The 26,290-nt window shown below is 71.4% G+C and carries 26 protein-coding genes; 9 read left to right on the top strand and 17 right to left on the bottom strand.

Annotation, left to right across the window (positions count from 1 at the left end):
* Window positions 1–26 precede the first annotated feature (26 nt).
* From ACNAYW_RS10275 to lspA, 4 genes are read right to left on the bottom strand one after another with little or no spacing between them, the layout of a single operon-like run.
* Window positions 27–251, bottom strand: coding sequence for a DUF1731 domain-containing protein (locus tag ACNAYW_RS10275; RefSeq protein WP_415849602.1), 225 nt, complete (start codon window positions 249–251; stop codon window positions 27–29).
* 36 nt (window positions 252–287) lie between these two features.
* Window positions 288–956, bottom strand: a complete 669-nt coding sequence (locus ACNAYW_RS10270; RefSeq protein WP_415849601.1) for a hypothetical protein — start codon at window positions 954–956, stop codon at window positions 288–290.
* The gene (locus ACNAYW_RS10265) at window positions 953–1,879 is read right to left on the bottom strand and encodes an RluA family pseudouridine synthase (RefSeq protein ID WP_415849600.1); all 927 of its coding nucleotides are present in this window, start codon (window positions 1,877–1,879) and stop codon (window positions 953–955) included. The genes ACNAYW_RS10270 and ACNAYW_RS10265 overlap by 4 nt, the downstream gene beginning before the upstream one ends.
* Window positions 1,872–2,453, bottom strand: coding sequence for a signal peptidase II (lspA, locus tag ACNAYW_RS10260; protein ID WP_415849599.1), 582 nt, complete (start codon window positions 2,451–2,453; stop codon window positions 1,872–1,874). Before lspA ends, ACNAYW_RS10265 begins: the two co-directional genes overlap by 8 nt.
* Before the next feature lie 27 nt (window positions 2,454–2,480).
* Between lspA and ACNAYW_RS10255 the strand changes: the two genes are divergently transcribed.
* Window positions 2,481–3,461 carry a hypothetical protein gene (locus ACNAYW_RS10255; RefSeq protein ID WP_415849598.1) on the top strand — a complete coding sequence of 327 codons (981 nt, stop codon included), beginning with the start codon at window positions 2,481–2,483 and terminating at the stop codon, window positions 3,459–3,461.
* 29 nt (window positions 3,462–3,490) lie between these two features.
* Here the strand turns inward: ACNAYW_RS10255 and ACNAYW_RS10250 are convergent, their stop codons facing one another.
* Complete coding sequence (locus ACNAYW_RS10250; RefSeq protein ID WP_415849597.1) at window positions 3,491–3,988, bottom strand: WKL family lipoprotein; 498 nt, start codon at window positions 3,986–3,988, stop codon at window positions 3,491–3,493.
* A gap of 102 nt (window positions 3,989–4,090) precedes the next feature.
* Between ACNAYW_RS10250 and ACNAYW_RS10245 the strand changes: the two genes are divergently transcribed.
* From ACNAYW_RS10245 to ACNAYW_RS10235, 3 genes are read left to right on the top strand one after another with little or no spacing between them, the layout of a single operon-like run.
* Window positions 4,091–5,035 carry an asparaginase gene (locus tag ACNAYW_RS10245; RefSeq protein WP_415849596.1) on the top strand — a complete coding sequence of 315 codons (945 nt, stop codon included), beginning with the start codon at window positions 4,091–4,093 and terminating at the stop codon, window positions 5,033–5,035.
* A 25-nt stretch (window positions 5,036–5,060) separates the two neighbouring features.
* Window positions 5,061–6,422, top strand: coding sequence for a TrkH family potassium uptake protein (locus tag ACNAYW_RS10240; protein WP_415849595.1), 1,362 nt, complete (start codon window positions 5,061–5,063; stop codon window positions 6,420–6,422).
* Entirely contained in the window at window positions 6,415–7,089 is a 675-nt protein-coding gene (locus ACNAYW_RS10235; protein WP_415849594.1) for a potassium channel family protein, read from the top strand. Before ACNAYW_RS10240 ends, ACNAYW_RS10235 begins: the two co-directional genes overlap by 8 nt.
* A gap of 7 nt (window positions 7,090–7,096) precedes the next feature.
* Here the strand turns inward: ACNAYW_RS10235 and ACNAYW_RS10230 are convergent, their stop codons facing one another.
* On the bottom strand, window positions 7,097–8,245 hold the full coding sequence (locus ACNAYW_RS10230; RefSeq protein ID WP_415849593.1) for a CaiB/BaiF CoA transferase family protein: 1,149 nt from the start codon (window positions 8,243–8,245) through the stop codon (window positions 7,097–7,099).
* Window positions 8,246–8,623: 378 nt separating this feature from the next.
* Here ACNAYW_RS10230 and ACNAYW_RS10225 point away from each other — a divergent pair, with 378 nt between their 5' ends.
* From ACNAYW_RS10225 to ACNAYW_RS10205, 5 genes are all read left to right on the top strand, one after another.
* Window positions 8,624–9,259 (top strand): hypothetical protein, encoded by a 636-nt coding sequence (locus ACNAYW_RS10225; protein WP_415849592.1) that lies wholly within the window; start codon window positions 8,624–8,626, stop codon window positions 9,257–9,259.
* A 9-nt stretch (window positions 9,260–9,268) separates the two neighbouring features.
* Window positions 9,269–9,670 carry an SRPBCC family protein gene (locus ACNAYW_RS10220; protein WP_415849591.1) on the top strand — a complete coding sequence of 134 codons (402 nt, stop codon included), beginning with the start codon at window positions 9,269–9,271 and terminating at the stop codon, window positions 9,668–9,670.
* A complete protein-coding gene (locus tag ACNAYW_RS10215) occupies window positions 9,667–9,975 on the top strand; it encodes a hypothetical protein (protein WP_415849590.1) in 309 nt (102 codons plus the stop codon). Before ACNAYW_RS10220 ends, ACNAYW_RS10215 begins: the two co-directional genes overlap by 4 nt.
* A complete protein-coding gene (locus ACNAYW_RS10210; protein ID WP_415849589.1) occupies window positions 9,951–11,243 on the top strand; it encodes a hypothetical protein in 1,293 nt (430 codons plus the stop codon). Before ACNAYW_RS10215 ends, ACNAYW_RS10210 begins: the two co-directional genes overlap by 25 nt.
* A gap of 94 nt (window positions 11,244–11,337) precedes the next feature.
* Window positions 11,338–12,954: an HNH endonuclease signature motif containing protein gene (locus tag ACNAYW_RS10205; protein ID WP_415849588.1), complete on the top strand. Its 1,617-nt coding sequence runs from the start codon at window positions 11,338–11,340 to the stop codon at window positions 12,952–12,954.
* 56 nt (window positions 12,955–13,010) lie between these two features.
* Here ACNAYW_RS10205 and ACNAYW_RS10200 read toward each other — a convergent pair whose 3' ends face one another.
* From ACNAYW_RS10200 to murG, 11 genes are all read right to left on the bottom strand, one after another.
* Complete coding sequence (locus tag ACNAYW_RS10200) at window positions 13,011–14,366, bottom strand: DNA polymerase IV (protein ID WP_415849714.1); 1,356 nt, start codon at window positions 14,364–14,366, stop codon at window positions 13,011–13,013.
* Window positions 14,367–14,448: 82 nt separating this feature from the next.
* Complete coding sequence (gene ileS / locus ACNAYW_RS10195; RefSeq protein WP_415849713.1) at window positions 14,449–17,565, bottom strand: isoleucine--tRNA ligase; 3,117 nt, start codon at window positions 17,563–17,565, stop codon at window positions 14,449–14,451.
* A 273-nt stretch (window positions 17,566–17,838) separates the two neighbouring features.
* On the bottom strand, window positions 17,839–18,429 hold the full coding sequence (locus ACNAYW_RS10190; protein ID WP_415849587.1) for a hypothetical protein: 591 nt from the start codon (window positions 18,427–18,429) through the stop codon (window positions 17,839–17,841).
* Window positions 18,430–18,464: 35 nt separating this feature from the next.
* Window positions 18,465–19,292: a DivIVA-like cell division protein Wag31 gene (wag31, locus tag ACNAYW_RS10185; protein ID WP_415849586.1), complete on the bottom strand. Its 828-nt coding sequence runs from the start codon at window positions 19,290–19,292 to the stop codon at window positions 18,465–18,467.
* A 163-nt stretch (window positions 19,293–19,455) separates the two neighbouring features.
* Window positions 19,456–19,746, bottom strand: coding sequence for a YggT family protein (locus tag ACNAYW_RS10180; RefSeq protein WP_415849585.1), 291 nt, complete (start codon window positions 19,744–19,746; stop codon window positions 19,456–19,458).
* A gap of 23 nt (window positions 19,747–19,769) precedes the next feature.
* The gene (locus ACNAYW_RS10175) at window positions 19,770–20,468 is read right to left on the bottom strand and encodes a cell division protein SepF (protein WP_415849584.1); all 699 of its coding nucleotides are present in this window, start codon (window positions 20,466–20,468) and stop codon (window positions 19,770–19,772) included.
* A 122-nt stretch (window positions 20,469–20,590) separates the two neighbouring features.
* Window positions 20,591–21,334 carry a peptidoglycan editing factor PgeF gene (pgeF, locus tag ACNAYW_RS10170; protein WP_415849583.1) on the bottom strand — a complete coding sequence of 248 codons (744 nt, stop codon included), beginning with the start codon at window positions 21,332–21,334 and terminating at the stop codon, window positions 20,591–20,593.
* Window positions 21,335–21,394: 60 nt separating this feature from the next.
* On the bottom strand, window positions 21,395–22,555 hold the full coding sequence (ftsZ, locus tag ACNAYW_RS10165) for a cell division protein FtsZ (protein WP_415849582.1): 1,161 nt from the start codon (window positions 22,553–22,555) through the stop codon (window positions 21,395–21,397).
* A gap of 180 nt (window positions 22,556–22,735) precedes the next feature.
* Window positions 22,736–23,440, bottom strand: coding sequence for a cell division protein FtsQ/DivIB (locus ACNAYW_RS10160; protein WP_415849581.1), 705 nt, complete (start codon window positions 23,438–23,440; stop codon window positions 22,736–22,738).
* Window positions 23,437–24,876: a UDP-N-acetylmuramate--L-alanine ligase gene (gene murC / locus ACNAYW_RS10155; RefSeq protein ID WP_415849712.1), complete on the bottom strand. Its 1,440-nt coding sequence runs from the start codon at window positions 24,874–24,876 to the stop codon at window positions 23,437–23,439. The genes ACNAYW_RS10160 and murC overlap by 4 nt, the downstream gene beginning before the upstream one ends.
* A gap of 44 nt (window positions 24,877–24,920) precedes the next feature.
* Window positions 24,921–26,018 (bottom strand): undecaprenyldiphospho-muramoylpentapeptide beta-N-acetylglucosaminyltransferase, encoded by a 1,098-nt coding sequence (gene murG, locus ACNAYW_RS10150; RefSeq protein WP_415849580.1) that lies wholly within the window; start codon window positions 26,016–26,018, stop codon window positions 24,921–24,923.
* Between the last annotated feature and the right edge of the window lie 272 nt (window positions 26,019–26,290).

Below are 26,290 nucleotides of genomic sequence, written 5' to 3'. Positions count from 1 at the left end.
GTCGATTGCGGACGCGCACCGGCGCGTCACCCGAGGAGGTCCGCCAGCGCGCCGTCGAGATCGGGGTACCGGAAGACGAATCCGGCGGCCGGGAGCACCGTCGAGGTGGCGTGCCGGCCGGTGAGACCGAGCGCCGGGTCGCTGCGCATCCCGATCGCGCCGAGCGCCAGGACCGGCCCGGGTGTCGGCGGCGCGGGCGGCCGGCGCAGGTGCCTTCCCGCGGGGACTGTTAACCGAATAGTGAGTTGCAACCCGGGTGTCTGCGAAAACTCCCCGCGGGAGCCAGGTCAGGCGCGGGGCACGGGGCGGTCGTCGGGCCCGGGGGCGGCGGTCACCTTCGACGACGGGAGCAGGGCGGAGACGCCGAAGCGGGCGCCCTCACGCGGGAGGACCTGGACCGCCCGCACCCCGGGCCGGTCGGCGACCGCGCGGAGGGCGTCGCCGGTGCCCCAGACCACGACGCCGACGACCGCGGGCACACCGGCGCGCAGGCGGGACGCCGTGACGCGCGCGATCGCATCGCCGCGGGCGCCGTCCGCGACCAGCTTCGGCATCGCCAGCGCGGCCAGCTCGTTGACCGCTCGCAGGCCCTGGCTGCTCTGGCCGGGCGGCACCGTCGCCGTGGGGGTCTGCACGCCGGGGATCCGGACCCGGACCAGCACGCGGCCCACGCGGTCCAGCCCGGCGGCGCGGGTCCACACCTCGTCGGGGGCCCACGCCACGTCCGGGGAGAGCAGCGCCCAGCGCCGCTCCCCCGCGGGAGCCGCGGCCAGCGACGCGCGCGCCTCGCCGAGGTACTCCGCGACCGCCTGCCCGGACTGCGGACCGAGCCGGTCACCGTCGGGCCGGGCGACGCGCACCGGCGTCGTCGAACCGAGCCAGTAGGCGAGCCCGAGGGCGGCGACGAGGAGCACCGCCCAGCCCGCTGCCCCGCGGGCGGTCTCAGCGCGGCTCACGCGTCGCGCAGGACGTCCAGGGCGTGCTGCAGATCGTCGGGGTAGGGCGAGGTGAACTCGACGTACTCGCCCTGCGTGGGATGCGTGAAACCGAGCGTGCGGGCGTGCAGCCACTGCCGGTCCAGGCCCAGCTTCTTCGCGAGCATCGGGTCGGAGCCGTAGGTCGGGTCGCCGCAGCACGGGTGGTGCAGGGCCGCGAAGTGCACGCGGATCTGGTGCGTGCGGCCCGTCTCGAGGTGCACGTCCAGCAGCGTCGCGGCCTGGAAGGCCTCGATCGTGTCGTAGTGCGTGATCGACGGCTTGCCGTCCTTGGTGACGGCGAACTTCCAGTCGGAGCTGCGGTGCCGGCCGATCGGCGCGTCGATGGTGCCGGACATCGGGTCGGGGTGGCCCTGCACCAGCGCGTGGTAGCGCTTGTCGACGGTGCGCTGCTTGAACGCCCGCTTGAGCACCGTGTAGGCGCGCTCGGAGACCGCGACGGCCATGACGCCGGAGGTGCCCACGTCGAGGCGGTGCACGATGCCCTGGCGCTCGGGCGCGCCCGAGGTGGAGATGCGGAAGCCGGCGGCGGCGAGGCCGCCGATCACCGTCGGGCCGGTCCAGCCGACCGACGCGTGCGCGGCGACGCCCACGGGCTTGTCGACGACCACGATGTCGGCGTCCGAGTACAGGATGTTCATCCCCGGCACGGGCTCGGCCACGATCTCCAGTGGCCGGGCGGGCTCGGGCAGCGTGACGTCGAGCAGGGCGCCCGCGTGCAGCTTGTCGGACTTGCCGACCGCGACCCCGTCGAGCGTGACGGAGCCCTCCGCGGCCAACTCGGAGACGACGGTCCGCGAGAGGCCCAGCAGGCGGGCGACGCCCGCGTCGACGCGCAGGCCGTCGAGTCCGTCGGGGACGGGCATGGTGCGCGACTCACGCATCGGTCGCCTCCGATCCGGTGGTGCGGGTGGTGTCGGACGTGGTCTTCGTCGGCGTGCGCTTCTCGCCGAAGCCCTCGTACGGGTCACGGCCGAACAGTGTCAGGACGACGAGCAGCACCGCGGCGACGCTGATCGCGGAGTCGGCGGTGTTGAAGACGGGGAACCAGTCGCCCACGGAGAAGAAGTCGATGACGTGCCCGCGGAAGACGCCGGGCGCGCGGAAGATCCGATCGGCGAGGTTGCCGAGCGCGCCGCCGAGCACCAGCCCGAGGCCGAGGGCCCAGGGCAGCGAGGTCAGCTTCGAGCCCATCCGCACGATCCACACCACCACGCCGACCGCGATCAGCGTGAGCACCCAGGTGTATCCGGTGGCCATGGAGAAGGCCGCGCCCGGGTTCTTCACGAAGTGCAGGCTGAACGGGCCCAGCACGTGGATCGTCTCGCCGTAGGTCATGTGCCGGACCACCGTGGTCTTGGCGGCCAGGTCGATGAGGAAGACCGCGACCGCGACCACCGCCAGGAGGATGCGCGGGTTCCGATACCAGCTCGGCCGCGCGGTTGCGGGGGAATCCATGACTCCATCATCCACTACGGTGGCGGTGTGCATGGCAAGCGGTTGCGGCTGGTCCCGGTGGTGGCGGCGTCGACGGTGGTGCTCGTCGCCGCCCTCGCGGGGTGCGGGGACGGTGACTCCGCCGGCGCCGGCGCCTCGTCCTCGGCGCCCGCGCGACAGTCGGTCGCGGCTCCCGCGGCGACGGCGGGGTGCGCCGCGAACCCGCCCGCGCTCCCCGGGCACGCGGTCACCGTCGACGTGCCGCAGGCGACGGTCGTGCTCGACTCCCCCGGCACCGGCGCGCCCCGCGCGCTGACGGTCCGCCCGACGGTCGCGGCGGAGTACGCCCTGTTCACCAACTCGCTGCAGGTCTCCCAGGTGGCCGGCGAGCAGCCCTCCGGCGGCAACCGCGACGTCACGCTGCCGCTGGTCGCGCAGCCCGCGTGCGCGGACCCGCTCGACGTGTACCTCTTCTTCGACGCGCCGCGGTCCACCGACGCCGCCACGACGAAGGCGCTCGAGGTCGAGGCCGGGTCCGTCGCGCGCGTGAAGCTGGCCCCGAGCGGCGAGGTGCGCTCGTTCACGCTGGCGGCGCCGCCCGGCGTCTCCTCCGAGGCGCAGTCCGCCTTCGAACAGGCACTGCTGCAGACCTTCCTGCGCCTCGTCCCGGTGCCCGCGGAGCCGGTCGCTCCCGGCGCGACGTGGACGGCCACCCGGTCGATCCGGGCCGACAGCACCCTGACCCAGACGATGCGGGTCACGCTCGGCGGCACCGCCGACAGGCCGGAGCTGAAGGCGAAGGTCGACGAGTCGCCCGACGATTCCGTCTTCCGCGTGCCGGGCAGCGGCAGCACGCTCACGATCGAGAGCTACACGTCGGAGGGCAACGGCACCATCGACGTCGATCCGGCGCGCGCCTTCGGGCAGGGCGGCGTGCAGCTCGAGGGCGGGCGCACGCTGGTCGGCGACGATCCGGCGAAGAAGCTCACGCAGAAGACGGGCAGCGTCTACCGGTTCGGACCGAAGTAGGCGCGATCCGCGCGGTCGGTGGCGCGCGGTCAGTGACAGGAGGGCGAGTCGCGCCCGACCTGGACGATCATCTCGCAGGCGTAGGAGCGCTGCAGCTTCCACCGGCCGTCGTCGAAGGCGAGCGATGCGTAGGCCAGCTGGTTCGTGCCGCCCATGAGCACCGAGAACTGCGCCTTCGCCAGGCCCGGCTGCTCCAGCACGGGCCGGCCGATGTGCCAGCTGACCTGGGGGTTGTCGCTGCGCAGCTTGACCAGCTCGTCGAACAGCGGCCCGTCGGCGGGCGTCGCGCCCTGCACCAGCTGCACCTTCTCCTCGAGCGGCACCTTCGGGTCGACCGCCCGGCTCAGCATCTCCTCGAGCTGCTGGGTCGACGGGGCGCGGTCCGGTGTGAGCGACGGTGCCTCCGTGGCCTGCACGGAGACGGCCGAGGGGGCGCTCGACCGCGACTCGGTGCTCTCCCCGCTGCAGGCACCGCAGGCCACGCCCACGAGCACCGCGACGGGGGCCATGAGGACCCGTCCGCGCATCGAGAATTCACCTCCGTTCGGCCGCTGCTTCGCCGCCTCCACTATGCCAAACGTGGCGCGGTGCGCCACCGCAGCCCGCGGCCGGCGTGCGATGCTGCTCGCATGCCTGAAGTGATCGTGCTCGCCACGGGCGGCACCATCGCCAGCCGCCACGACGATTCCGGCGCCGCAGTCCCCGCCGACGCCGGCGCGACGCTGGTGCGGACCGCCGGCGCGGTGCCCGGGATCGACGTGACGGTCCGCGACGTGACGGCCACGGACTCGTCGGCCCTCACGCTCGACCAGCTCGACGAGATCCGGGCGGCGGTGACGGACGCCCTCGGCGACCCGGACGTGGCGGGCGTCGTGGTCACGCACGGCACCGACACGATGGAGGAGACCTCGCTCCTCGTGGACCTCACGCACGCGGACCCGCGGCCCGTGGTCTTCACCGGCGCGCAGCACCCCGCCGACTCCCCCGCCGCCGACGGCCCCGCCAACCTCGCGGAGGCGATCGCCGTCGCCGCCGACCCCGCGTACCGGGGTCTCGGGGTGCTGCTGTCCTTCGCCGGCCAGGTGCAGACGGTGCGCGGGCTCGCGAAGCTCTCCACGGTCGCGCCGCAGCCCTTCGCAGGAGGCCTCCCGGTCGCCGAACTGGAGGGCACGGCGCCGCACCGGCTGCTGACCAAGCACGCACCCATCGGCGACGTCCGGGTGGACGTCGTCGCGTCCTACCCGGGAGCCGACGGTGCCCTCGTCGACGCCGCCGTCGCGGCCGGCGCGCGCGGGATCGTGCTGGCGGGCACGGGGAGCGGGAACACGACAGTGGCACTCGCCGAGGCGGTGCGGCGCGCTCTGGACGCCGGCGTCGTGGTGGTCGTGTCCACCCGGATCGCCTCCGGCCCCGTCGACGCGGCGTACGGCGGGGGCGGCGGCGCGGCCGACCTCGTCGCCGCCGGGGCGCTGCTCTCGCGCCGGCTGCGGCCCGGACAGGCGCGGATCGTGCTGCTGGCACTGCTGGCCGCGGGCGTGGGCCCACGGTGGATCGGCGCGTATCTCGGGCGGTGATCCGCGAGCGCGGTAGGTTCGGCAGATGGCCCGCGGAATGGCCGGTCCCACGCAGCCGGCACGCCTGATCGTCCTGGGTTTCGGGTTGGCGACGGTGCTGGGCACCGTCCTCCTCTCGCTCCCGATCGCGTCGACCGACGGCCAGCGGACCGCCCTGAGCACCGCCCTGTTCACCGCCACGTCGGCCGTGTGCGTGAACGGCCTCGTGGTGGTCGACACGGAGACGCACTGGTCCACCTTCGGCGAGGTGGTGATCATGCTGCTGGTCCAGGTGGGCGGACTCGGGATCATCTCGCTGGCCTCCTTGCTCGGGCTGTTGGTGGCGCGCCGGATCGGGCTGCGGCTGCAGATCGTGGCGCAGGCGGAGAACAAGAGCCTCGAGCTCGGCGAGAGCAAGCGGGTGGTGTTGGGCGTCCTTCGGATGAGCCTGACCGTGGAGGCGGTGACGGCGCTCTTCCTGTTCGCGCGGTTCTCCCTGGGCTACGACATCTCGATCGGCCGCGCCGCCTACCTGGCGGTGTTCCACGCCGTGACCGCGTACAACAACGCGGGCATCGCCCTGTACTCCGACAGCCTGACCCGGTTCGCCGAGGACCCGGGGATCGTCGTGCCGATCATGGTGGCGATCGTGATCGGCGGGCTCGGGTTCCCGGTGATCTACGAGGTGACGCGGGCGATGCGCCGCCGGTTGCACCGCGACACCGCGTTGACCCGCTGGTCGCTGCACACCAAGCTGACGCTGATCACCTACTTCGCGCTGGTGGTGGCCGGGGTCGCGCTGGTCACCGCCTTCGAGTGGTCGAACCCGGCGACGCTGGGTCCGCGCGACGTGCCGGGCAAGATCCTCACGGGCATGTTCGCCGGGGTGTCGCCGCGCACCGCCGGTTTCAACACGATCGACGTGGGCGCGATGCACCCGACCTCGCTGCTCACCACCGACGTGCTGATGTTCATCGGCGGGGGCAGCGGTGGCGTCGCCGGCGGGATCAAGGTGACCACGTTCGCGATCCTGGCGTTCGTCATCTGGGCGGAGGTCCGCGGCGAGCCGACGGTGCACGCCTTCGGCCGGCGCATCTCCACCGACGTGCAACGACAGGCGATCACGGTGGCCCTGATGAGCGTGGGCGCGGTGATGGTGGGCACCCTGACACTGCTGCAGATGACGCACTTCGAACTCGACGCGGTGCTCTTCGAAGTGGTATCGGCCTTCTCGACGGTGGGCCTGAGTACGGGGATCACCGACGATCTGCCCCTCGGCGGGCGGATACTGCTGGTGGTCCTGATGTTCGCGGGGCGGCTCGGCCCCGTGACCGTGGCGTCCGCGCTCGCCCTGCGCGAGCGCGAGCGCCGCTACGAGTTGCCGGAGGAGCGTCCGATCGTTGGCTAGGTCACTCAAGCGCACGGGGATGCGCATCGTCGTCATCGGGCTCGGCAGGTTCGGCGCGTCGGTGGCGCGCGAGCTCATCGCGCAGGGCGCCGAGGTGCTCGGTGTGGACGTGGACGAGCGCCGCGTACAACGGATCTCCGACGACCTGACCTTCGCGGCGGTCGCCGACTCCACCGACGAGGAGGCCCTCAAGCAGTTGGGCGTGCCCGATTTCGCGCACGCCGTCGTCTCGATCGGCTCCGATCTGGAGGCCGGTGTGCTCACCACTTCGTTGCTGTCGGAGTTCCGGATCCCCAACATCTGGGCGAAGGCGACCAGCCATCAGCACCGCCGCATCCTCGAACGGGTCGGCGCGCACCACGTCGTGCTGCCGGAGCACGAGATGGGTGAGCGCGTGGCGCATCTCGTGACGGGCGGCAAGATCCTCGACTACGTCGAGTTCGAGGAGGACTACGCGATGGTCAAGGCGCACGCGCCCCGCAGCATCGTCGGGAAGGAGCTCAAGGATTCGGGGGTGCGTCACAAGTACGGGATCACCGTGGTGGCCATCAAGCACCCCGGCGAGGACTTCACGCACGCCGACTACGACACCGTGGTGCAACAGGGCGACGTGCTGATCGTCGCGGGCCGCGCCGAGGCCGTCGAGGCGTTCGCGGACGTGAACTGACGGCCCGTCAGTCGCGCCGATGCGGGGAGTCCAGCGCGGCGCGGACCTCGTCGGTGTGCTCGCCCAGGACCGGCGGCCGGCGGTAGTCGGTGACGGGGGTCCGCGAGAAGCCGATCGGGTTGCGCACCTGGTCCATCGCACCCCCGCCCACCCGGACCCGAGGATCGAGGCCGAGGCGTTCCGCGAGCGCGAAACCCGCGGCGACGTCGCCGACAGTGCCGGCCGGCACCCCGGCGTCCGTGAGCCGGCGGGACCACTCTCCCGCGTCGTGGCCTGCGAGGCGCTCCTCGAGCAGCGGGACCAGTACGGCGCGGTGACGCACGCGATCCGGATTGGTGGCGAAGCGCGGATCGCCCGCCAGTTCCGCGGCTCCGACGGTGGCCGCGAGGCGGGCGAACTGGCCGTCGTTGCCGCACGCGACGGCGAGGATCCCGTCGCGGCACCGGAGGGTCTCGTAGGGCGCGATCGACGGGTGGGTGTTGCCCATTCGCGCCGGGGCCGTGCCCGTCGCGAGGAAGTTCGCGCCCTGGTTGGCGAGCGAACCGAGGAGGGACGACAGGAGATTCACCTCGACGCGCTGACCGAGGCCGGACCGCTCCCGCTCGTAGAGCGCGGCGAGGATCCCGGCGACGGCGTCCTTCGCGGTGAGCACGTCCACGAGGGCGACGCCCACCTTCATCGGGTCGCCCACCGGTTCGCCGGTGATGCTCATGAGCCCGCCGAGGGCCTGAACCAGGAAGTCGTACCCGGGCAGCTCCGCGCCCGCACCCGAGCCGAATCCGGTGACCGAGCAGTAGATCAGGCGCGGATTGATCGCGGCGAGTTCCTCGTAGCCGAAGCCCTTCTTCTCGAGCGACCCGCTGCGGAAGTTCTCGACGAGGACATCGGCGCGGCGCGCCAGCTCCCGTGCCGCCGCGCGGTCCGCGGGATCGTCGAGATCGAGCTCGACGCTGCGCTTGGAGCGGTTCGCCGATTCGAAGTAGGCGCTGGTGCGCTCCGTCCAGGGCGGCCCCCAGGCCCGGGTGTCATCGCCCGCGCCGGGGCGCTCGAGCTTGATGACGTCCGCGCCGAGGTCCGCGAGCATCACGGTCGCGAGCGGTCCCGCGAGCACGCGACTGAAGTCGGCGACCACGATCCCGTCGAGTATCGGTGCCACCGTCTCCGCCTCTCCTCGCCGCGCGTGTGTCGTCGCTTCGGATTGTGCCCCGCGCATCGCCGGTTGCTCGTGCCGCCCCCCTCACCCTCCGACCGATCGAGGTGCGCCTGGTACGCGCACGCGCGGCGGACCGCCTCCCTCGCCTCCTCCGGCGTGGCGCCGGCAGTCTCCAGCACTTCCGCTACCCGGCCCGCCGTGAAGGAGCCCGGGTTGACGCGGATCGAGGCGGCCCGGAGCCTGTTGTCCGGCAACGTCCGCACGAGCGTCCGTCGCGCAAACGCTCCGGCACCCGGCTGTTCTGCTGCGTAGCCGATCCCGCACTTCTGCACCATAACGCAGAATCGATTCACGTTCCGCCACTCATGGCATGATGGCCCCATGGGAACCTGGGAGAATCTCCAGCGAACGCCGATCGCCGACGTTCGGCGGCGGGCGGCGATCGTCGATACGTGGAACGACATCGATGCCGTCGACATCCCCGGCGGTGTGCGGTTCGCGTGGAATGACGGCGGCGGGCAATCGTCGGGCTGGTTCTTCGCCGACGACGGGCGCGTCCCCCTGCTCACCTACGAACACGAGAGCTCGCTCAACTTCTACGACGACGACTACGCCGCACAACTCGCCGTGTTCGGCGGCGTTCCCACGGAGCTGGTGGCGATGGTCGCCGACCGACCCGAGAACTACGAGTTCCTGAACGTCCAGGGCGGCGCGGGCGAGACACTGCCCCACGCGAGCGGGGTCTTCTGGTTCGACGGTGCCGCCTGGCACGTCGCGCAGGGACTGGTCGACTACTGCGCCGCGCATGACATCGCCCTCTTCTCGACCGAGGGCTTCACCTTCGAGGTCGGATTCGAGTACGCGGTGGGCGAATGCCGATTCGGCGAGACGTTCACCCCGGAGGCGCTCATCGCCGAGCAGGTCGCGAACGGCTACTACGAGGAGGCGGGCGAGCAGGAGGAAGCACTCGGCCGGCTGCGGACGGTTTTCGCGGAGTACGACCGCGCCCCTCGGTAGCGTGGCGGAATGACCGAGGAGTCCCGCCATATCAGCGTCGTGATCCCCCGCCCGGCCGCGGAGGTGTTCGCCTTCGCCCGTGATCCCGGGAACCTCGTGCGATGGGCGGCCGGGCTCACGACCGGCGTGCGGACCGACGGCGAGGACCTGATCACCGAATCGCCGATGGGCGAGGTGCGCGTGCGGTTCGCGCCGGACAACGCCTTCGGCGTACTCGACCACGACGTGACGCTGCCCGACGGCACCGTCGTGAACAATCCCCTGCGCGTGCTGGTGCACCCGGACGGCGCGGAGGTGCTGTTCACGGTGCGGCGGCTGGGCGCGAGCGACGCGGACTTCGACCGTGACTGCGCGACGGTGCTCGCCGATCTCGAGCGCCTGCGCGAGTTGCTGACCGGCGAGGACGCATGAACGAGAACTGGTCACGCGATCAGCTTGCCGACGAGATCGTCGGCAGGCAGACCGTTGAGTTGCTGTCATCGGACGAGCTTCGCGCCGTGGCCCCGAACGCTCCCGAGAGCTGGTTCGACATCGCCGAACTCACCGGACGCGCGGCTGCGCGGCGTGCGGAAGCGATGTGGGGTGCAGCGATGCCGGCGAATTTCCGCGGCTCCGCGAACAATTGGCAGACCACTGCGCCGACGTCTTCGCGTGCCGGATCGACGGGGGCTACCTCCCTGCTCCGCAGGTCGTGCTCGCCTACGTCTTCGAACTGACCCCAGCATCGATCTTCAACCGCGACGGCGACCCGTCCGCGAGAACCGTGCTGTTCGGCGCGCTGCCCCTCGACCCGACAGCTGCTCCGGCCCTGGGAACCTGGACGCGCGGATGGTGGCCCGAGTCGACCGCCACCTGGGAGCGCGTACCCGAGGACGTGCGCCGGTTCCTCACATGCCTGCACGACGGGCTGCACGATCCCTGGGGCGACACTCAGCCGCAGGGGATCCTCGCGACCGGGAACCTGCAGATGCTCGGGGACCGCGACCAGCCGTACAACATGGAGGACAAGGGGGCTCCTGTCGGCCGGCGCGACGCCTTCGACGGCGCGGAGATCGAGGAGTTCGACCGCGCGGACTGGCCGGACATGACTCGACTGTTGGCCGTCTACCTCGATCGGCAGTACAGCGGGATCTATGTCGACGCCGCCGACCCCACGACCGTGTGGGAGTGGGACTGGGAGGGCATGTGGCGCTCGACGACGCCGATATGGGATGCGGTGGAGCAGAGGATCATCGACACGGTGTTCGGCATCACGCCGCCGTCGCCGCCTCCGCCGGACGAGCCGCACCTGCCTGCCCAGCGTCGGCTCGAACTGACGGCGGCGATCACGGGCGTCTTCGCGAACGCAGCGGCACACCTCGGAGTCCCGCTACCCCACGGCGAACGCTTCAATGCGGAACGCCTTGCGGGGTGGGCCGATGACCTTCCCACAGACTTCGACGCGCATGTGTCTCCGCCGGCCGTCGTCACGCCGGAACAGGTCTCCGCGGTACTGGAGGTGTTGAGGGCATCGGACATGAACGGTGGCATCGTCACCCGCGTCGGCGACGCCATCGCCGATCTCGCCGCCTTCGAAGGGGCCGAGGTCCGTTCGGTCATGCTCGCCTACGGCCCCGCGCACGTACTGGTCTCCGCCCTCACCCTCGCGCACGACCTACCCGCACGGGACTATTCGACCTCAGACGGATTCTTGAGGATGCACAGCGCTCCGTGGGCGAACCACCCCGAGATCAGCGCAACAATCATGCCGTCGGACGAGCCCCACCAGGAGGGAACGATCGGCGACCGGATCGTGACCTGGTCGGGCGTTGGCCGTACGGGGTGGTCGACGCGCGCGTACTGCTTCGCCTCGTGGTTCGGCCAGCGCAATGCGGTGACGCTCTTCGCCACGGTCGATCCGGCTCGTCATGCCCGCGACGACGAAGAACACCGGCTCGCGACTTTGCACACATCTGCCGTGCGCGCTGTCCTCCAGAGCCGCTGACGTTCTCACTGCGAAATTTCATCGAACACATCAGCTATTATTCTTGCGCCTCCATCGAACTCCGAGGTAGAATCGAGGTAGCCGAGGGGGCGCAATGAACACTTCTACCTGCACAGCAGCGGAGTATCTCGACGCGCTCAGTTCATTCGAACAGGCAGCCGGACGGCTCGCGCAGGCCGACCCCGTCATGCTCGACTCGCAGGACGTGCTCGGCGCACTGGAGCGGCTGGAGGCAGCTGCCCGGAAGGTGCCGTACAGCCAGCACCTCCTCACCCAGGTCGCGGCGGAGCAGGGGGTGCCGGCGCAGCTCGGGTACACCGGCATGAAGGAACTGCTGGTGCAACGTCTCCGCCTCGCGGGCGGCGAGGCGCGGGACCGGATCCACGGCGCGCGGGACCGCGCTCCGCAGCACGGGCACGGAGTGTGTCCCGAACCGCGGTTCGCGCTCGTCGCCGAGGCGCAGCGAGACGGCGCCATCTCGGACCGGCACGCCCTCGCGATCGAGCACGTCTTCGCGAAGTGCCGCAGGACGATCCGGCCCGACCAGGCCGCGATCCTCGAGGACGTCCTCGTCACCGCCGCGGCGGACGTCACGCCGGAGGACCTCTCCGTCATCGGCGCCAGGGCGCTCGCGCACCTCGATCCCGATGGGGCCGAGCCGCAGTCCGATGTCATCGACCGTGCCCGCAACCTCACCGTGGGCAAGCAGGACGACGACCTGATGACGCCGGTCGACGGCGACCTGTCCCCCGAGGGGCGCGCGCTGCTGGACACGATCCTGGAGAAGCTCGCGCGCCCAGGGGTCAACAATCCGGCTGACGCCGACGACCCCGTGGACCTCGCCGACCAGGACGCGGTACGGGCCGCAGCAAAACGTGACCAGCGCACGACAGCGCAGCGCAATCACGACGCGCTCGTCACCGCGCTGCGACTGGCGGTCGCGTCCGGCGGTCTCGGGCAGCACCGCGGTCTGCCGTGTGTTCCGATCATCACGCTCGGCATCGACCAACTCGAGACCGAGACCGGCATCGCCACCACCGCGACCGGCGGCAGGCTCCCCGTCGCCGACGCACTCCGCATGATGGGTGCCAACCCGAAGTACGTTCTGGTGCTGGACCTGCAGAGCAGGCCACTGTTCCTCGGGCGCGAGAAGCGCCTCGCGTCGGCCGATCAGCGGATCGCGCTATACGGCTCCGAGCGGGGGTGCACCGCACCCGGATGCGACGCCCCCGCCACGCGCTGCCAGGTCCACCACATCACCGAGTGGGCCGACGGCGGCGCCACCGACATCGCCTGCCTGACGCTCGCGTGCGACGCGCACCACGGCAAGGTGGCGCCCGAGACCGGCGACTTCCCCCGCGGCTGGGACACAATCACGGTCCGTGCGGGTGAGTTCGCCGGCCGCACCGGGTGGCGCCGCGCAGCGGACCCGTCGCACGAGCACCGGGTGAACCACACGCACCACGCCGACGAGCTCTATCGACACGCCCTCGAACGGTGGCGCGCCCGGTGCGCCGAGCTCCGGAACCTGTGGCGCAGCGAGGAACTCCGCGTCCGATACGAGCAGTGCATCGGCACGATCCACGACGACATCGCCGCCATCCTCGACGGCCCGCACGGCCCACCGATCCTCGAATCCCTTCTCGCCGAACACGACGCGGACGAGCCGTGGAACTGCCAGATGCCCGCCGACCTCAGCGTCGCGGCATGACGACGGATGCTTCGTGGGAAGCCCCCCGCGGGTCGGCGCGGGGTTCGCCGCGCGGCTCAGTCCTCGTCGTCCTCGTCGGTCCGCAGATGCTCGGCGGGCCAGTCGAGGGAGTCGAGCGGGTCGGCCTCGCGCAGGTCGGGGTCGTCGGCCTTGAAGCTGCGCATGCGACCGGCCCCCGAGGTGCGGGTCTCGAATCGCACGCTGAGCACCCCGTGCCCGGCGCCCTGCACCCAGCCGTGGCCGAACTCGGGGTGGCGGACGTCCATGCCCGGCCGCCAGCCGACGGCCGCAGCCGACATCGCGTCCGAGCCCGAGCCCGCAGCGGCGTCCACCACGGCGCCGTCGGCGACCTCCGCGGCCTCGGGAGCATCTTCGGGCTCCTCGCCGAACAGCGTGAACTGCTCGACGCTGCTCAGCCCGGAGAAGCCGACCCCGACGAGCCGGAGGCCGCCGATCTCCATCGGGTCCAGTGCGAGGCGCTGGGCGGTCGCAGTGAGCACGGCACCGTCGGTGGTGGCGGACGGGAGCGTCGCGGACCGGGTGAGGAGGGACATGTCGGACCGCTTGAGCTTGAGTACGACGGTCCGCGCGCCGCGCCCGTCCCGCCGCAGCCGTCGCAGCGCGTGCTCGGCGCTGCGGTCGATCTCGCGCCGCAGCGCGTTCATGGTGGTCACGTCGGTCTCGAGGGTGTGCTCCGCGCTGATCGACTTCGCCTCGCCGTTCACCGCCACGGGCCGGTCGTCCTCACCGCGGGCGAGCCGGTGCAGCGCCGGGCCCAGCGTGACGCCGAGCACCGACACCACCTCGACCTCGCTCATGGCGGCGAACTGCCCGATGGTGTCGATCCCCAACCGCGACAACCGCTCCCCCGCCACGGGACCGATGCCCCACAGCTTGCGCACCGGGAGCGGGTACAGCATCGACTCCTGGGCGGCGGGCGGGATGACGGACACCCCGTCGGGCTTGGCGAGGCCGGAGGCGATCTTCGCGGCCTGCTTCCCCGCCCCCGCGCCGACGGAGGCGACCAGCCCCGTCTCCTCGCGGATGCGTCGCCGCAGCTCCTCGGCGAAGGCCGTCACCTCGTCGGTGGACGCCCCGGCGAGCTCGATCGGCTCGCCGAAGGCCTCGTCGAAGGAGAGGGTCTCGACGACGGGGATCAGCTCGCGAACGGTTGCGAAGACCCGGCGGCTCACCGTCCCGTACAGCGCGCCGCGGGGCGGCAGCACCACCGCCGCGGCGCCGACGAGCCTGCGCGCCTGGTGCATCGGCATCGCGGAGCGCGCGCCGAAGACCCGGGCCTCGTACGAGCACCCGGCCACCACCCCGCGACCGCCGAGCCCGCCCACCAGCACGGGGCGCCCGCGCAGGGTGGGCCGGGTCAGCTGCTCGCAGGACGCGAAGAACGCGTCCATGTCGAAGTGGAGCACCCACCGGGCACTCCGCTCCGCATCGACCGCCCCCGCCCGGTCCGCCTCGGCCACGGCGCGACGTCGCTCAGGCGCGCGTCAGGCGGGCCCGGACGCCGTCGCCCAGGTCCACGGCGTCGGCATCCCCGTCGAGCGGACCGAACTCGAGCGACGTGGCCAGCACCTCGCCCGCGATCAGCTCGCGGTGCGTCTGCGCGGCGGCGAGATTCTCGGCCGGCACGTCCAGCACCAGCGCGATCCGGTCGCTCACGTCGAGGCCCGCGGACCGGCGCGCCTCCTGCAGCTCGCGGATGCGGTCCTTGGCCCAGCCCTCGGCCTCGAGCTCGGCGTCGACCGTGAGGTCGAGCACGACGAGCCCGGCACCGTCGGGCAGCTCCGCGGTGGAGTCGGGCGCGGCGGCGACCAGCTTGCGGCTGTACTCGCCGTCCTGCAGCGCGATGCCCGCGGCGACCACGGCACCGTCGACGACCTCGTAGTCGCCGGACTTCACCGCCTTGATCACCGTCTGCACGTCCTTGCCGAGGCGCGGGCCCGCCGCGCGGGCGTTGACCGCGATCTCGACCCGGCCGTACTGGTCGGCGTCGGCCGAGACCTGCACGTCGCGGACGTTCACCTCGTCGGCGATGATCGACGCGAAGGGCGCGAGCTTCTCCGCGCCGGGCCCGGCGACGGTGAGCGTGTGCAGCGGCAGCCGCACGCGCAGCTTGTTCGCCTTCCGGACCGACGACGCCACGGAACAGACGTCGCGGACCTCGTCCATCGCCGCGACCAGCTCGGGATCCGCGGGCAGGTCCGACGCCGACGGCCAGTCGGTCAGGTGCACCGACTCGCCGCCCGTGAGTCCGCGCCACATGGCCTCGGTCGCCATCGGGAGCAGCGGCGCCGCGAGCCGGCAGGTGGTCTCCAGCACGGTGTACAGGGTGTCGAAGGCGCCCGAGTCGGAGCCGTCCCAGAACCGCGCCCGCGAGCGGCGCACGTACCAGTTGGTCAGCGCGTCGACGAAGAGACGCAGCTCCTCGCACGCGTCGGCGATGTTGCAGGTGTCGAGCGCCTCGGTCATGGCGTCGCGAGTCTGCGCCAGCTTCGCGAGGATGTACCGGTCCAGCACGTCCTCGGAATCCGTCCGCCACGTCGCCGGCCGCTCCGCGTACAGCTGCAGGAACGAGTAGGCGTTCCACAGCGGCAGCAGCGTCTGCCGCACGCCGTCGCGGATGCCCTGTTCGGTGACCACGAGATTGCCGCCGCGCAGGATCGGCGACGCCATGAGGAACCAGCGCATGGCGTCGGAACCGTCGCGGTTGAAGACCTCGTTGACGTCCGGGTAGTTCCGCTTCGACTTCGACATCTTGAGACCGTCGTGACCCAGCACGATGCCGTGCGCCGCGACCGTGCGGAAGGCGGCGCTGTCGAACAGCGCCGTCGCGAGCACGTGCAGGTTGTAGAACCACCCCTTGGTCTGCCCGTTGTACTCGACGATGAAGTCGCCCGGGAAGTGGCTGTCGAACCATTCCTGGTTCTCGAACGGGTAGTGCACCTGCGCGAAGGGCATCGAGCCCGACTCGAACCAGCAGTCCAGCACCTCGGGAACGCGGTGCATGGTCGACTTCCCGGTCGGATCATCCGGATTCGGCCGGGTCAGCTCGTCGATGTACGGGCGGTGCAGGTTCGTCGGACGCACCCCGAAGTCGCGCTCCAACTCGTCCAGCGAGCCGTAGACGTCCACGCGCGGGTACGCCGGATCGTCGGACACCCACACCGGGATGGGGGCGCCCCAGTACCGGTTGCGGCTGATGTTCCAGTCGCGCGCGCCCTCGACCCACTTGCCGAACTGGCCGTCGCGGATGTGCGCGGGGTTCCAGGTGATGTCCTGGTTCAGCTCCAGCATGCGCGGGATGATCTTGGTGACCTCGACGAACCACGAGGGCACGGCCATGTAGATCAGGGGCTGGCCCGAGCGCCAGGAGTGCGGGTAGCTGTGCTCGATCGTCTCGTGGCGCAGCAGCCGGCCCTTGGCCTTGAGGTCCTTGCTGATCACCGGATTCGCGTCGAAGACCTGCAGGCCCTCGTAGGGCGGCACGGCGGAGGTGAACTTCCCGCCCGGATCAAGGGGCTGCACGACCTCGATGCCGTACTTGCCGGTCGCGAGGTCCATGTCCTCCTCACCGAACGCGGGCGCGAGGTGCACCACGCCGGTACCGGAGTCGGTGGTCACGTAATCGGCGAGCAGCGTGACGTGCGCCTTCGGATGGCCGGCGAAGAAGTCGAAGGGCGGCTCGTAGGCGGCGAACTCCAGCTCGCGCCCCTTGTACGTCCCCTTGACCTCCGGCGACTCCCCCAGCTCGCGGGCGTACTGGCCCAGCCGCGCCTCGGCCAGCAGGTAGTCCTTCCCATCGGCGCCGGTCACGTGCACGTAGTCGAGATCCGGGTGCACGGCGATCGCGAGGTTCGACGGCAGCGTCCACGGCGTCGTGGTCCAGATCAGGGCCTCGACGCCGTCGAGCGCCTCGAGGGGGGTGCCCTTGGTGCGCAGGGGCATCCCGACGGTGACCGCCGGGTCCTGGCGCATCTTGTAGGCGTCGTCGAGCTTGGACTCCTGGTTCGAGAGCGGCGTCTGCTCGTACCAGGAGTACGGCAGCACGCGGTAGCCCTGGTAGATCAGGCCCTTCTCGTGGAGGGTCTTGAACGCCCACATGACGGACTCCATGAAGTCCAGGTCGAGCGTCTTGTAGTCGTTGTCGAAGTCCACCCAGCGGGCCTGGCGGGTGACGTACTGGCGCCACTCCTCCGTGTACCGCAGCACCGACGTGCGGCAGTAGTCGTTGAACTTCTCCACGCCCATGGTCTCGATCTCGGACTTGTCCTTGATCCCCAGCTGGCGCTCGGCCTCGAGCTCGGCGGGCAGGCCGTGGGTGTCCCACCCGAACCGGCGGTCGACCTTCTTGCCGCGCATCGTCTGGTAGCGCGGGACGAGGTCCTTGACGTAGCCGGTCAGCAGGTGGCCGTAGTGCGGCAGGCCGTTGGCGAACGGCGGACCGTCGTAGAAGACGAACTCCTCGGCGTCCTCACGGTTCGCGATCGTCCTCCGGAAGGTGTCGTTCTCGGCCCAGTACGCGAGGACGCGCTCCTCGAGATCGGGGAACGACGGGGTGCCCGCCCGGGCGGGGCCGTCGTCGTCGCGGGTCATGTCGACCAGCGGATAGGGGCGCTTCTCGCTCACGGTGACTCCTCGTGCCGTCTACTACCAGCACGGGGACGATGCCCGGCCCTCTAGCCGGACTCCGCGGTACCACCCCGCTTGCGTCTCCCCGGTGTTCCGGGGCGGCGCCACTTGAACCGGGCTGTGACGGGCCCACCCGTCCGGTTCTACTGGGGCGGATCCCGCCCGTTCTTCCGGATGCTCCCCGGTGATGGCCGGATCGACGCAGTGCTATCACCCAGGATAGCTAATCGTGCAACGTCATTTCTTGCCGGGATCTTCCGATTCCGGCTCCTGCGGCGGAGTCCACTCCGTACCCCAGGCCTGATCGATCCTGATCTGCGGGATCTGATCGGTCATGTCCGGGTCGTACTTCCCCGGCGCGAACAGACCGCGGGTCGCCTCGTCGTCCGTGTCGGCCGGCGACTCGTGCTCCCACCCCGTCGGGCCGCCGAGCGGCCCCATCGCGAACTGCGTGGTCGGGTTCGCGTCGTCGTCGTGGTGCCCGAACTCCTCGTGGCCGACGGTGCCCGCCTCGCGCGCCGCATCGTCGACGGGCGCTTCCGCGGCCTCCGCCTCGGCGTCGGTCGCAGACGGTGCGGCCGCGCGCGCGGGACGGTCCGACGGCGCCGCATCCTCGTCGTCGTCCCGGTCACCCGGGCTCCAGGGCGCGACCCGGTCGGCCTTGTCCCGTTCGCCGCGGCGGTAGGTGAGGACGTCGCCGAGCAGCAGGCCGACGCCGATCACCGAGACCACGACGCACGCGATGGCGAGCCAGAGATTGGCCGTGACCAGGGCGACGATCAGCAGGACGAACCCGATGACCGTCGCCCCCAGTGCGGCTAGCAGCATGACAACTCCGCCCTAGTACCGGCTGGTACCAGCGGCTACTTGTACTGCTGGTTGCCGCCGGCCGCGTTGCCGGGGTCGTTGAAGTCGCCACCGCGACCCTGGCCGTGATCGACCGGAGCGGCGCTGCGCAGCGACTGCAGCTCCTCGAGCTGCCCCTCGAGGTAGGTCTTGAGCCGGGTCCGGTACTCGCGCTCGTAGGTCTTGAGCTGCTCGATCCGACCCTCCAGCACCGTGCGCTGCTGGTTGATGGTGGTCATGATCTCGGTGTGCTTCGACTCGGCCTCGGCCTGCAGTGCGTCGGAGCGCTCCTGCGCCTGGCGCAGCTGGTTCTCCGAGCGGGTCTGGGCATCGGCGAGCAGCGCATCGGAGCGCTGGCGGGCGTCGGCCACCATGGCCTCGGCCTTCTGCCGGGCGTCGGTGACCATGGCCTCCGACTGGGCACGCGCGTCCGAGACGAGCTTCTCGGCCTCGGAACGCGAGTTGTTCGTGAGGCGATCGGCGGTCTCCTGCGCGAGCCCGAGCACCTTGGCGGCGCGCACGTGCGCCTCCTCGGTGGTGGCCGGCGCCGCGGCAGCGGCGGCCGGGGCCGGCTCGGCGACAGCGGGCGCGTTCGGCGTCGGCGACGCGAAGGCGACGGTGCTGTCGGCCGACGGCTGCTCGCCGCCACCGGCGCGGGCCTCACCGAGCTCGCGCTCGAGCTCGGTGTTGCGCTGCTGCAGATCGTTGTTCTCGTCGATCAGCCGAGCGAGCTCGGTCTCGACCAGATCGAGGAACTGATCCACCTCATCCTCGTTGTAGCCGCGCTTTCCGATCGGCGGCTTGCTGAACGCCACGTTCCGCACGTCGGCGGGTGTCAGCTTCATAGGTCGTTTCCCCTCAATTCGGCTGCTCGACAGATCTCAAGTCACTCGGACCAACACTGTAACTAGTGCACATCCTGTCACACCAGACCCGTTTGTTCCTCATCACCCAACAATCACGCGATGAAATGTCCGATTCCCCGGGCGGGAGCGGTGTGCACCGGACCTACACGGCCAGGCCGTAGACGATACGCTGCGCGATCGCCACCAGCAGAAACAGGACGATGAACGACAGATTCAGGCGGATCGGCCCCAACTGCGGCGAGGGCAGCACCTTATCGAGCGCCTTCAGCGGCGGATCCGTGACGGTGAACACTCCTTCGAGGATCAGCGCCACGATTCCCTTCGGGAACCATTCCCGCGCGAAGGACTTCACCACTTCGACCACGAGCCGGACGATCAGGAGGAACCAGAAGATCGAGAGGAGCGTGTAGACGACGAGCCAGAATGCTTGCACGAGTACCAGTCTGCCCGAAAGCGTCAGCGGTTGTAGAAACCGGTCTCCGCGATCCGGGCCCGGTCCTCCGCCGTGACGTCCACGTCGGCCGTGGCCAGCATGAACACCTTGGTGGTGATCCGGTCGAAGGAACCGTGCAGCGCGAAGGTCAGGCCGGCCGCGAAGTCGACGAGCCGCTTGGCATCGGCGTTGTCCATGGCGGTGAGGTCCATGATCACCGGGATGCCGTCGCGGAAGCGCTCACCGATCGTGCGCGCCTCCTCGTAGGAGGTGGGACGCAGGGTGGTGATGCGGGACATCGGGTTCTCCTGGCTCAGCACATCGGCGCGGGTGTCCATCGCCAGCGCGCCGCGGGTGGACGGGGCGACGGAGCGCGAGACGTCCCGCAGCGGCTCCAGACGCGGCAGTGCGGCCCGGGCGGGCTCGCGGTAGCCCCGCTCGTAACCGGCGTCGTACCGATCGTCGTAGGCGGCACCACGGGCGTCGTAGCCGTCCGCGTACGCGGGCTCGTAGGCGTCGTAGTCGTCCGCGCGGCGTCCGTCGTAGTCGTCCGCGCGGCGTCCGTCGTAGGCGTAGCCGCGCTCACCGCGGTAGTCGTCGAACTCGTCGTCGAGGCTGCGGCGGCCGCGCGGCTGCGGGGTGCCCTCGTCGACGTATCCGTCGTCGTAGGCATCCAGCGGAACCATCCCGAAGTACGCCTTGACCTTGTGCAGAGTGCTCATCTTTGCCCTTCCTCGGCGCCTGCATGGGCTGGTGTGACGGTTGTGACTGTCGTTATGGAAGTGAGATTAGTAGGGAAGACGGGCGAATGGCGGTTCCGACACGCGCACGAATCCCATCGATGTCATTTCGGTGTGTCGATCCAGATCACCGAGGCCAGGCGGCCCGTCGGCGCGCCCCGGCGATGCGAGAACAGCGTGGGGTCGCTGATGGTGTCGCGCGGGTCCACCGCGACCCCGGCGACGCCCAGGCCCTCGAGTTGCCGACGGATCCCGGCGCGCAGATCGAGCCCGTCCGTACCCTTGTCGGTGCGGCAGCGGCTCCCCGGCAGGTGCTGCTCGACATCCGCCGCCATCGACGCGGGCACCTCGTACTTCGCGCCGCTGGCGGCGGGGCCGAGGAAGGCACCGATCCTCTCGGGGCGCGCGCCCAGCTCCCGCATCGTCTCGATCACGGCCGGCACGATGCCGATCCGAGCGCCGACCCGGCCCGCGTGGACCGCGGCCAGTACGCCCGCCTCGTCGTCCGAGAGCAGGATCGGGACGCAGTCGGCGGTGAGCACGGCGAGGGCGAGGCCCGGCACCGCCGTCACGAGCGCATCGGTGGCCTCCACGGGCTCGGCACGCGGACCGTCGACGACGGTCACGTTCCGGCTGTGGATCTGCTCCATCCACACCACGTGCCCGGGCTCGACGCCGATCTCCCGCTCGAGGCGGAGCCGGTTCGCGGCGACGGCGGCGGGGTCGTCGCCGACGTGATCGCCCAGGTTGAAGGTGTCGTACGGGGCCTGCGACGCACCGCCCGCGCGAGTGGTGGTCACTCGCCGGACGCGGTGCGCGGCGACAGGAGCGGATGCGGGATCAGTCATGGCACAAGACTACTGACGGCGCCCCCGGCAGAGCCGGGAGCGCCGTCGGTATCAGGATCCTCAGCGGCGGTTCTGCAGGAAGGACGGGACATCGAGATCGAAGTCGTCGTCCGAGCGCGACTCGCGGCCCGCCGGGCCGGCGGAGAACGGGTCATTGGCGCGCGCCGGGCGGGCGCCGAACGGGTTGCCCCCGCGCGACTCCTGCGGCTCCGGCGCGGGCTGCTCGACCGCCGTGTGCTGGCCGCCGATGCGGGTCACGGGACGGCGCGCGGGGGCGCCACCGTCGAAGCCCGCGGCGATCACGGTGATGCGGACCTCGTCGCCCAGGTTGTCGTCGATCACGGTGCCGAAGATGATGTTCGCGTCCTCGTGCGAGGCGCCCTGCACCAGCGACGCGGCCTCGTTGATCTCGAACAGGCCCAGGTCGCTGCCGCCCGCGATGGACATGAGCACGCCGTGCGCGCCCTCCATCGAGGTCTCGAGCAGGGGCGAGTTCACGGCCGCCTCGGCGGCCTTGAGCGCGCGCCCCTCGCCGCGGGCCGAGCCGATGCCCATGAGGGCGCTCCCGGCGCCGGACATGACGCTCTTGACGTCCGCGAAGTCGACGTTGATCAGACCCGGCGTGGTGATCAGGTCGGTGATGCCCTGGACACCGTTGAGGAGCACCTCGTCGGCACTCTTGAAGGCGTCGAGCGCGGAGACGCTGACATCGCCGAGCTGCAGCAGCCGGTCGTTGGGGATCACGATGAGCGTGTCGCAGGACTCGCGCAGCGAGGTGATGCCCTGCTCGGCCTGCTTGCCGCGGCGGGCGCCCTCGAAGGTGAAGGGCCGGGTCACGACACCCACGGTGAGCGCGCCCAGCTTGCGGGCGATGCTCGCGACGACCGGCGCGCCACCGGTGCCGGTGCCGCCGCCCTCCCCCGCGGTGACGAAGACCATGTCGGCGCCCTTGAGGAGCTCCTCGATCTCATCCTTGGCGTCCTCGGCGGCCTTGCGGCCCACCTCGGGATCGGCGCCGGCGCCCAGGCCGCGGGTCGAGTCGCGGCCCACGTCGAGCTTGACGTCGGCGTCGCTCATGATGAGCGCCTGGGCGTCCGTGTTGATCGCGATGAATTCGACGCCCTTGAGGCCCTGTTCGATCATCCGGTTCACGGCGTTGACGCCGCCGCCGCCGATGCCGACGACCTTGATTACGGCGAGGTAGTTGTGCGCGGCGGTCATGTTTCGCCTTTCCCCTGATGTGAAGTCTGTTGCTTCTGAGACGAACCCTAAACCTCAACAGAAGGCTTAAAGTTATGTCAAGTAGCTGGTCTGAAACCAAGGTAGAGGGCGGTGCGCCGCTTGCCCCGCAGGCGCGCGGGCGTGTCGGGAAAAACGTTCTCGGTGAGGGGAAGAACACCCTCAGCGGGTGGTCGGCATGTCCGGGTTGATCACGGTGAACTCCTTGCCGGGGCGGGTCAGCACCATCCGCAGCGCGGCGGTCTTGTCCGCCGCCCGCTGGTCGTCGCCCCAGTTGACGACCCGCTTGTCGCGCAGCACGAAGCGCACGTTGGCCGGCGAATCGGCCCCGATCTCGACGACCTGGCCGTGCAGGTCCGGCGGCAGCGATTTGAGCACCGCGATCGACGCCGTCGTCGCGGGATCGTCGGTCTTCGGGTCGTCGACGGCGAGCTTCGGCGTGAGGATCGGCGGCTCCCCCACCTTGATGAAGGGCACTCCCTTGGCGTCCACGAGCACGGTCCCGGCCGGGCGCTGCGCGTAGGCCACGACCTCGCGCTCGGTGACCTCGACGACCAGCGTCGACGGGTACGACACGGTGACGGTGGCGCGGTCGATCCACGGGCTCACCGCGATCACCTGCGCGGCGTAGGCGTCGCGCTGGCCCGGCGTGATCTGCAGCAGCGGACGCCCCTTGAGCGGCTCCACCACCTTGGCAACCTGGTCCGCGGGCGCGTTGGTCGCGCCGGTCACGGAGACGTCGCGCGCCGAGAGCACCGGCGAGAAGTACGCCGCCGCAGCGAGTCCCGCCACCACGGCGAGCGCGAGCAGGATCAGCAGCAGACGCCGCAGCCCCGGCACGCGCCTGCGCGTCGCGGGAGAACTCACGCGCCCGCCTCGGCGCCGCGCTGCGCCAGCATGTTGAGGATCGTCGGGCCCTGCATCGTCACGTCGCCGGCGCCCATGGTGATCACCACGTCGCCCGGGCTCGCGAGGCCGGCCACGACGCCCGCCACCTCGGACTGGCTCGGCACGTAGTGGACGGAGGCGGTCACCTTCTCGGCGATCCGCTCGCCCGTGACGCCCGGCAGCGGGGCCTCCCGCGCGCCGTAGACGTCGAGCACCACGACCTCGTCGGCGAGGCTGAGCGCCTCGGCGAACTCGGCGGCGAACTGTTCGGTCCGCGAGTACAGGTGCGGCTGGAAGGCGACGATCACGCGCCCCGGTCCGGCCTGCTTGGCCACCATCTCCGCCGCGGCGGTGAGCACGGCGCGCACCTCGGTCGGGTGGTGCGCGTAGTCGTCGAAGACGCGCACGCCCTGCTCGGTGCCGCGGAGCTGGAACCGGCGGTGCACGCCGCCGAAGGCCTCGATGCCCTCGATCACTTTCGCGGTCGGCCGGCCCGTGCTCACGACGGCGATCGTCGCGGCGATCGCGTTGAGCGCCATGTGCTTCCCGGGCACCGAGAGCAGGATCGCCCGCTCGGTGACCTTCCGGTTCTCGTCCGAGAAGCGGACTTTGAGCATGCCGCCCTCTGCGCGGGGCTTGTAGTCCAGCAGTTGGGCGATCAGCGTCACGTCGGGCGCGAGGTCGCGGTGGGTGCCCTCGCCGTAGCCGAGCACGCGGACGCCACGGGCCCGCAGCGCGGCGTGGGTCCGCTGCGCGAGGGCCGCCGAACCGGGGTCGTCGAGGCACGCGACGAGGGTGCCGCCGGGGCGGATCCGCTCGGTGAAGGCGTCGAAGACGGCGACGTACTTCTCCTCGGAGCCGAAGAAGTCCAGGTGATCGGCCTCGACGTTGGTGACCACGACCACGTCCGGCGCGTACTGCAGCAGCGAGCCGTCGGACTCGTCCGCCTCCGCGACGAAGACGTCGCCCGTGCCGTGGAAGGCGTTGGTCCCCGACTCGTTGAGCTCGCCACCCACCGCGAAGGACGGGTTGGCGCCGCAGTGCTGCAGCCCCACGACCGCCATCGACGTCGTGGAGGTCTTGCCGTGCGTGCCGCTCACCAGCAGGGTGCGATAGCCGTCCATGAGGTCGGCGAGCACCTCGGGCCGCAGGATCACCGGGATGCCCCGGCGCTGCGCCTCGACCAGCTCGGGATTGTCCTTGGGGATGGCGGCGTGGGTGGTCACGACCACCGTCGGGCCGCCGGGCAGCAGGTCGAGCGCCTCGGGGCTGTGGCCCACCTGGACCTGCGCACCGCGAGCCCGGAGCGCGATCACGCCGCGCGACTCCTTGGCGTCGGAGCCCGACACCTGGCCGCCGCGGGCCAGCAGGATCCGCGCGATGCCGGACATGCCGGCGCCGCCGATGCCCACCATGTGGACGCGCTGCAGCCGATCGGGCAGCGCTCCTGTCGACTCCGTCACGACGTCCGCCTCTCCTGTGCCAGTGCGAGCGCCGCCGCGGCGACGGTGCCCGCCGCGTCCCGGTGCCCTGTACCGCCGGCCGCGGCGCTCATGGCGGCGAGCCGTTCGGGATCGCCCGCGAGCGGAACGACGGTCTCGCGCACCAGGTCCGGGGTGAAGGCGGCGTCGTCGACGAGCAGTCCCCCGCCCGCGGCGACGACCGGCTGCGCGTTGAGGGCCTGCTCGCCGTTGCCGTGCGCGAGGGGCACGTAGACGGCGGGCAGCCCGACGGCGGCGACCTCGGCCACCGTCATCGCGCCCGACCGGCACACGGCGAGGTCGGCGGCGGCGTACGCGAGGTCCATGCGAGTCAGGTAGGGCACGGCGACGTAGCCGGGGACGTCGACGTCCACGGAGTTCTTGGGGCCGTAGGCGTGCAGCACGCCCACGCCCGCGTCGGCGAAGTCCCGGGCGGCGCCGACGACACCGTCGTTGAGGCGCACAGCGCCCTGGCTGCCGCCGAAGACGAGCACGACGGGGCCGTCGGCGGGCAGGCCGAAGTGGGCGCGGGCCTCGCCGCGCAGGGCCGCGCGGTCGAGCCCGGTGATGGAGGCGCGGACCGGGATGCCCACGACCTCGGCGGCCACGCCGGAGCCGGGGACCGCGGCGAAGACCTTGGTGGCGAGCTTCGCGCCGACCTTGTTCGCGACGCCCGCGCTGGCGTTGGCCTCGTGGATCACGATGGGCACGCCCATGCTGCGGGCGGCGAGGTAGGCGGGCAGCGCCACGTAGCCGCCGAAGCCGACGACGACGTCGGCGCCCGTCTCGCGGAGCACCTTCCGGGTGCGGCGCACCGCACCGGCGAGGGTGAAGGGCAGCTTCGCGAGGTCCTTCCCGGGCTTCCGCGGGAGCGGGACCGGCGGGATCATCGCCAGCGGGTAGCCGCGCTCCGGGACGAGGCGGCCCTCGAGTCCCTTCGGCGTGCCGAGAGCGGTGACCTCGGCGTCGGGGCGCAGGGCCCGGACGGCGTCGGCCACCGCCAGGGCGGGTTCGATGTGTCCTGCGGTGCCGCCACCGGCCACCACCACCGAAACCGCTCGAGAAGAACTCACCACGCCCGTCTGCCCTTTTCCTGTCCTCGGCGCCGCTGCTGCGGCGCGTTCCGCTGCTGTCCGGCGCGCTCGCCCCGCCAGGGCTCCCCGCCGCGGCGCTGCGGCCGCATGGGCGGGAGGTCCCGTCGGGGTGCCCGGCTCCGGCCCAGGCTCTCGTCACCGTACGGGTGTCGATCGTACGGCGACGGCGCCGCGGGCGTAGTGCGCCCCTTCGACGAGGCCGCGGTCCGCCCGTTCGGTGCGGGCCGTCGAGCGGGCGCCGGACGGCCCTGGCG

This window comes from Tsukamurella ocularis, from assembly GCF_965138335.1.
Lineage (GTDB): Bacteria > Actinomycetota > Actinomycetes > Mycobacteriales > Mycobacteriaceae > Tsukamurella > Tsukamurella ocularis_A.
Note: the sequence above shows the minus strand (reverse complement) of the source record. Positions and strands in the feature narration are given on the sequence as shown.

Bases quoted from the DNA above. Each gene is read 5' to 3' on its own strand.
- ACNAYW_RS10265 (WP_415849600.1), bottom strand. From the start codon at position 1,879: ATGCGTGAGTCGCGCACCATGCCCGTCCCCGACGGACTCGACGGCCTG.
- lspA (WP_415849599.1), bottom strand. From the start codon at position 2,453: ATGGATTCCCCCGCAACCGCGCGGCCGAGCTGGTATCGGAACCCGCGC.
- ACNAYW_RS10250 (WP_415849597.1), bottom strand. From the start codon at position 3,988: ATGCGCGGACGGGTCCTCATGGCCCCCGTCGCGGTGCTCGTGGGCGTG.
- ACNAYW_RS10245 (WP_415849596.1), top strand. From the start codon at position 4,091: ATGCCTGAAGTGATCGTGCTCGCCACGGGCGGCACCATCGCCAGCCGC.
- ACNAYW_RS10240 (WP_415849595.1), top strand. From the start codon at position 5,061: ATGGCCCGCGGAATGGCCGGTCCCACGCAGCCGGCACGCCTGATCGTC.
- ACNAYW_RS10225 (WP_415849592.1), top strand. From the start codon at position 8,624: ATGGGAACCTGGGAGAATCTCCAGCGAACGCCGATCGCCGACGTTCGG.
- ACNAYW_RS10220 (WP_415849591.1), top strand. From the start codon at position 9,269: ATGACCGAGGAGTCCCGCCATATCAGCGTCGTGATCCCCCGCCCGGCC.
- ACNAYW_RS10215 (WP_415849590.1), top strand. From the start codon at position 9,667: ATGAACGAGAACTGGTCACGCGATCAGCTTGCCGACGAGATCGTCGGC.
- ACNAYW_RS10205 (WP_415849588.1), top strand. From the start codon at position 11,338: ATGAACACTTCTACCTGCACAGCAGCGGAGTATCTCGACGCGCTCAGT.
- ACNAYW_RS10200 (WP_415849714.1), bottom strand. From the start codon at position 14,366: ATGGACGCGTTCTTCGCGTCCTGCGAGCAGCTGACCCGGCCCACCCTG.
- ileS (WP_415849713.1), bottom strand. From the start codon at position 17,565: ATGACCCGCGACGACGACGGCCCCGCCCGGGCGGGCACCCCGTCGTTC.
- ACNAYW_RS10190 (WP_415849587.1), bottom strand. From the start codon at position 18,429: ATGCTGCTAGCCGCACTGGGGGCGACGGTCATCGGGTTCGTCCTGCTG.
- wag31 (WP_415849586.1), bottom strand. From the start codon at position 19,292: ATGAAGCTGACACCCGCCGACGTGCGGAACGTGGCGTTCAGCAAGCCG.
- ACNAYW_RS10175 (WP_415849584.1), bottom strand. From the start codon at position 20,468: ATGAGCACTCTGCACAAGGTCAAGGCGTACTTCGGGATGGTTCCGCTG.
- pgeF (WP_415849583.1), bottom strand. From the start codon at position 21,334: ATGACTGATCCCGCATCCGCTCCTGTCGCCGCGCACCGCGTCCGGCGA.
- ftsZ (WP_415849582.1), bottom strand. From the start codon at position 22,555: ATGACCGCCGCGCACAACTACCTCGCCGTAATCAAGGTCGTCGGCATC.
- murC (WP_415849712.1), bottom strand. From the start codon at position 24,876: ATGGTGGGCATCGGCGGCGCCGGCATGTCCGGCATCGCGCGGATCCTG.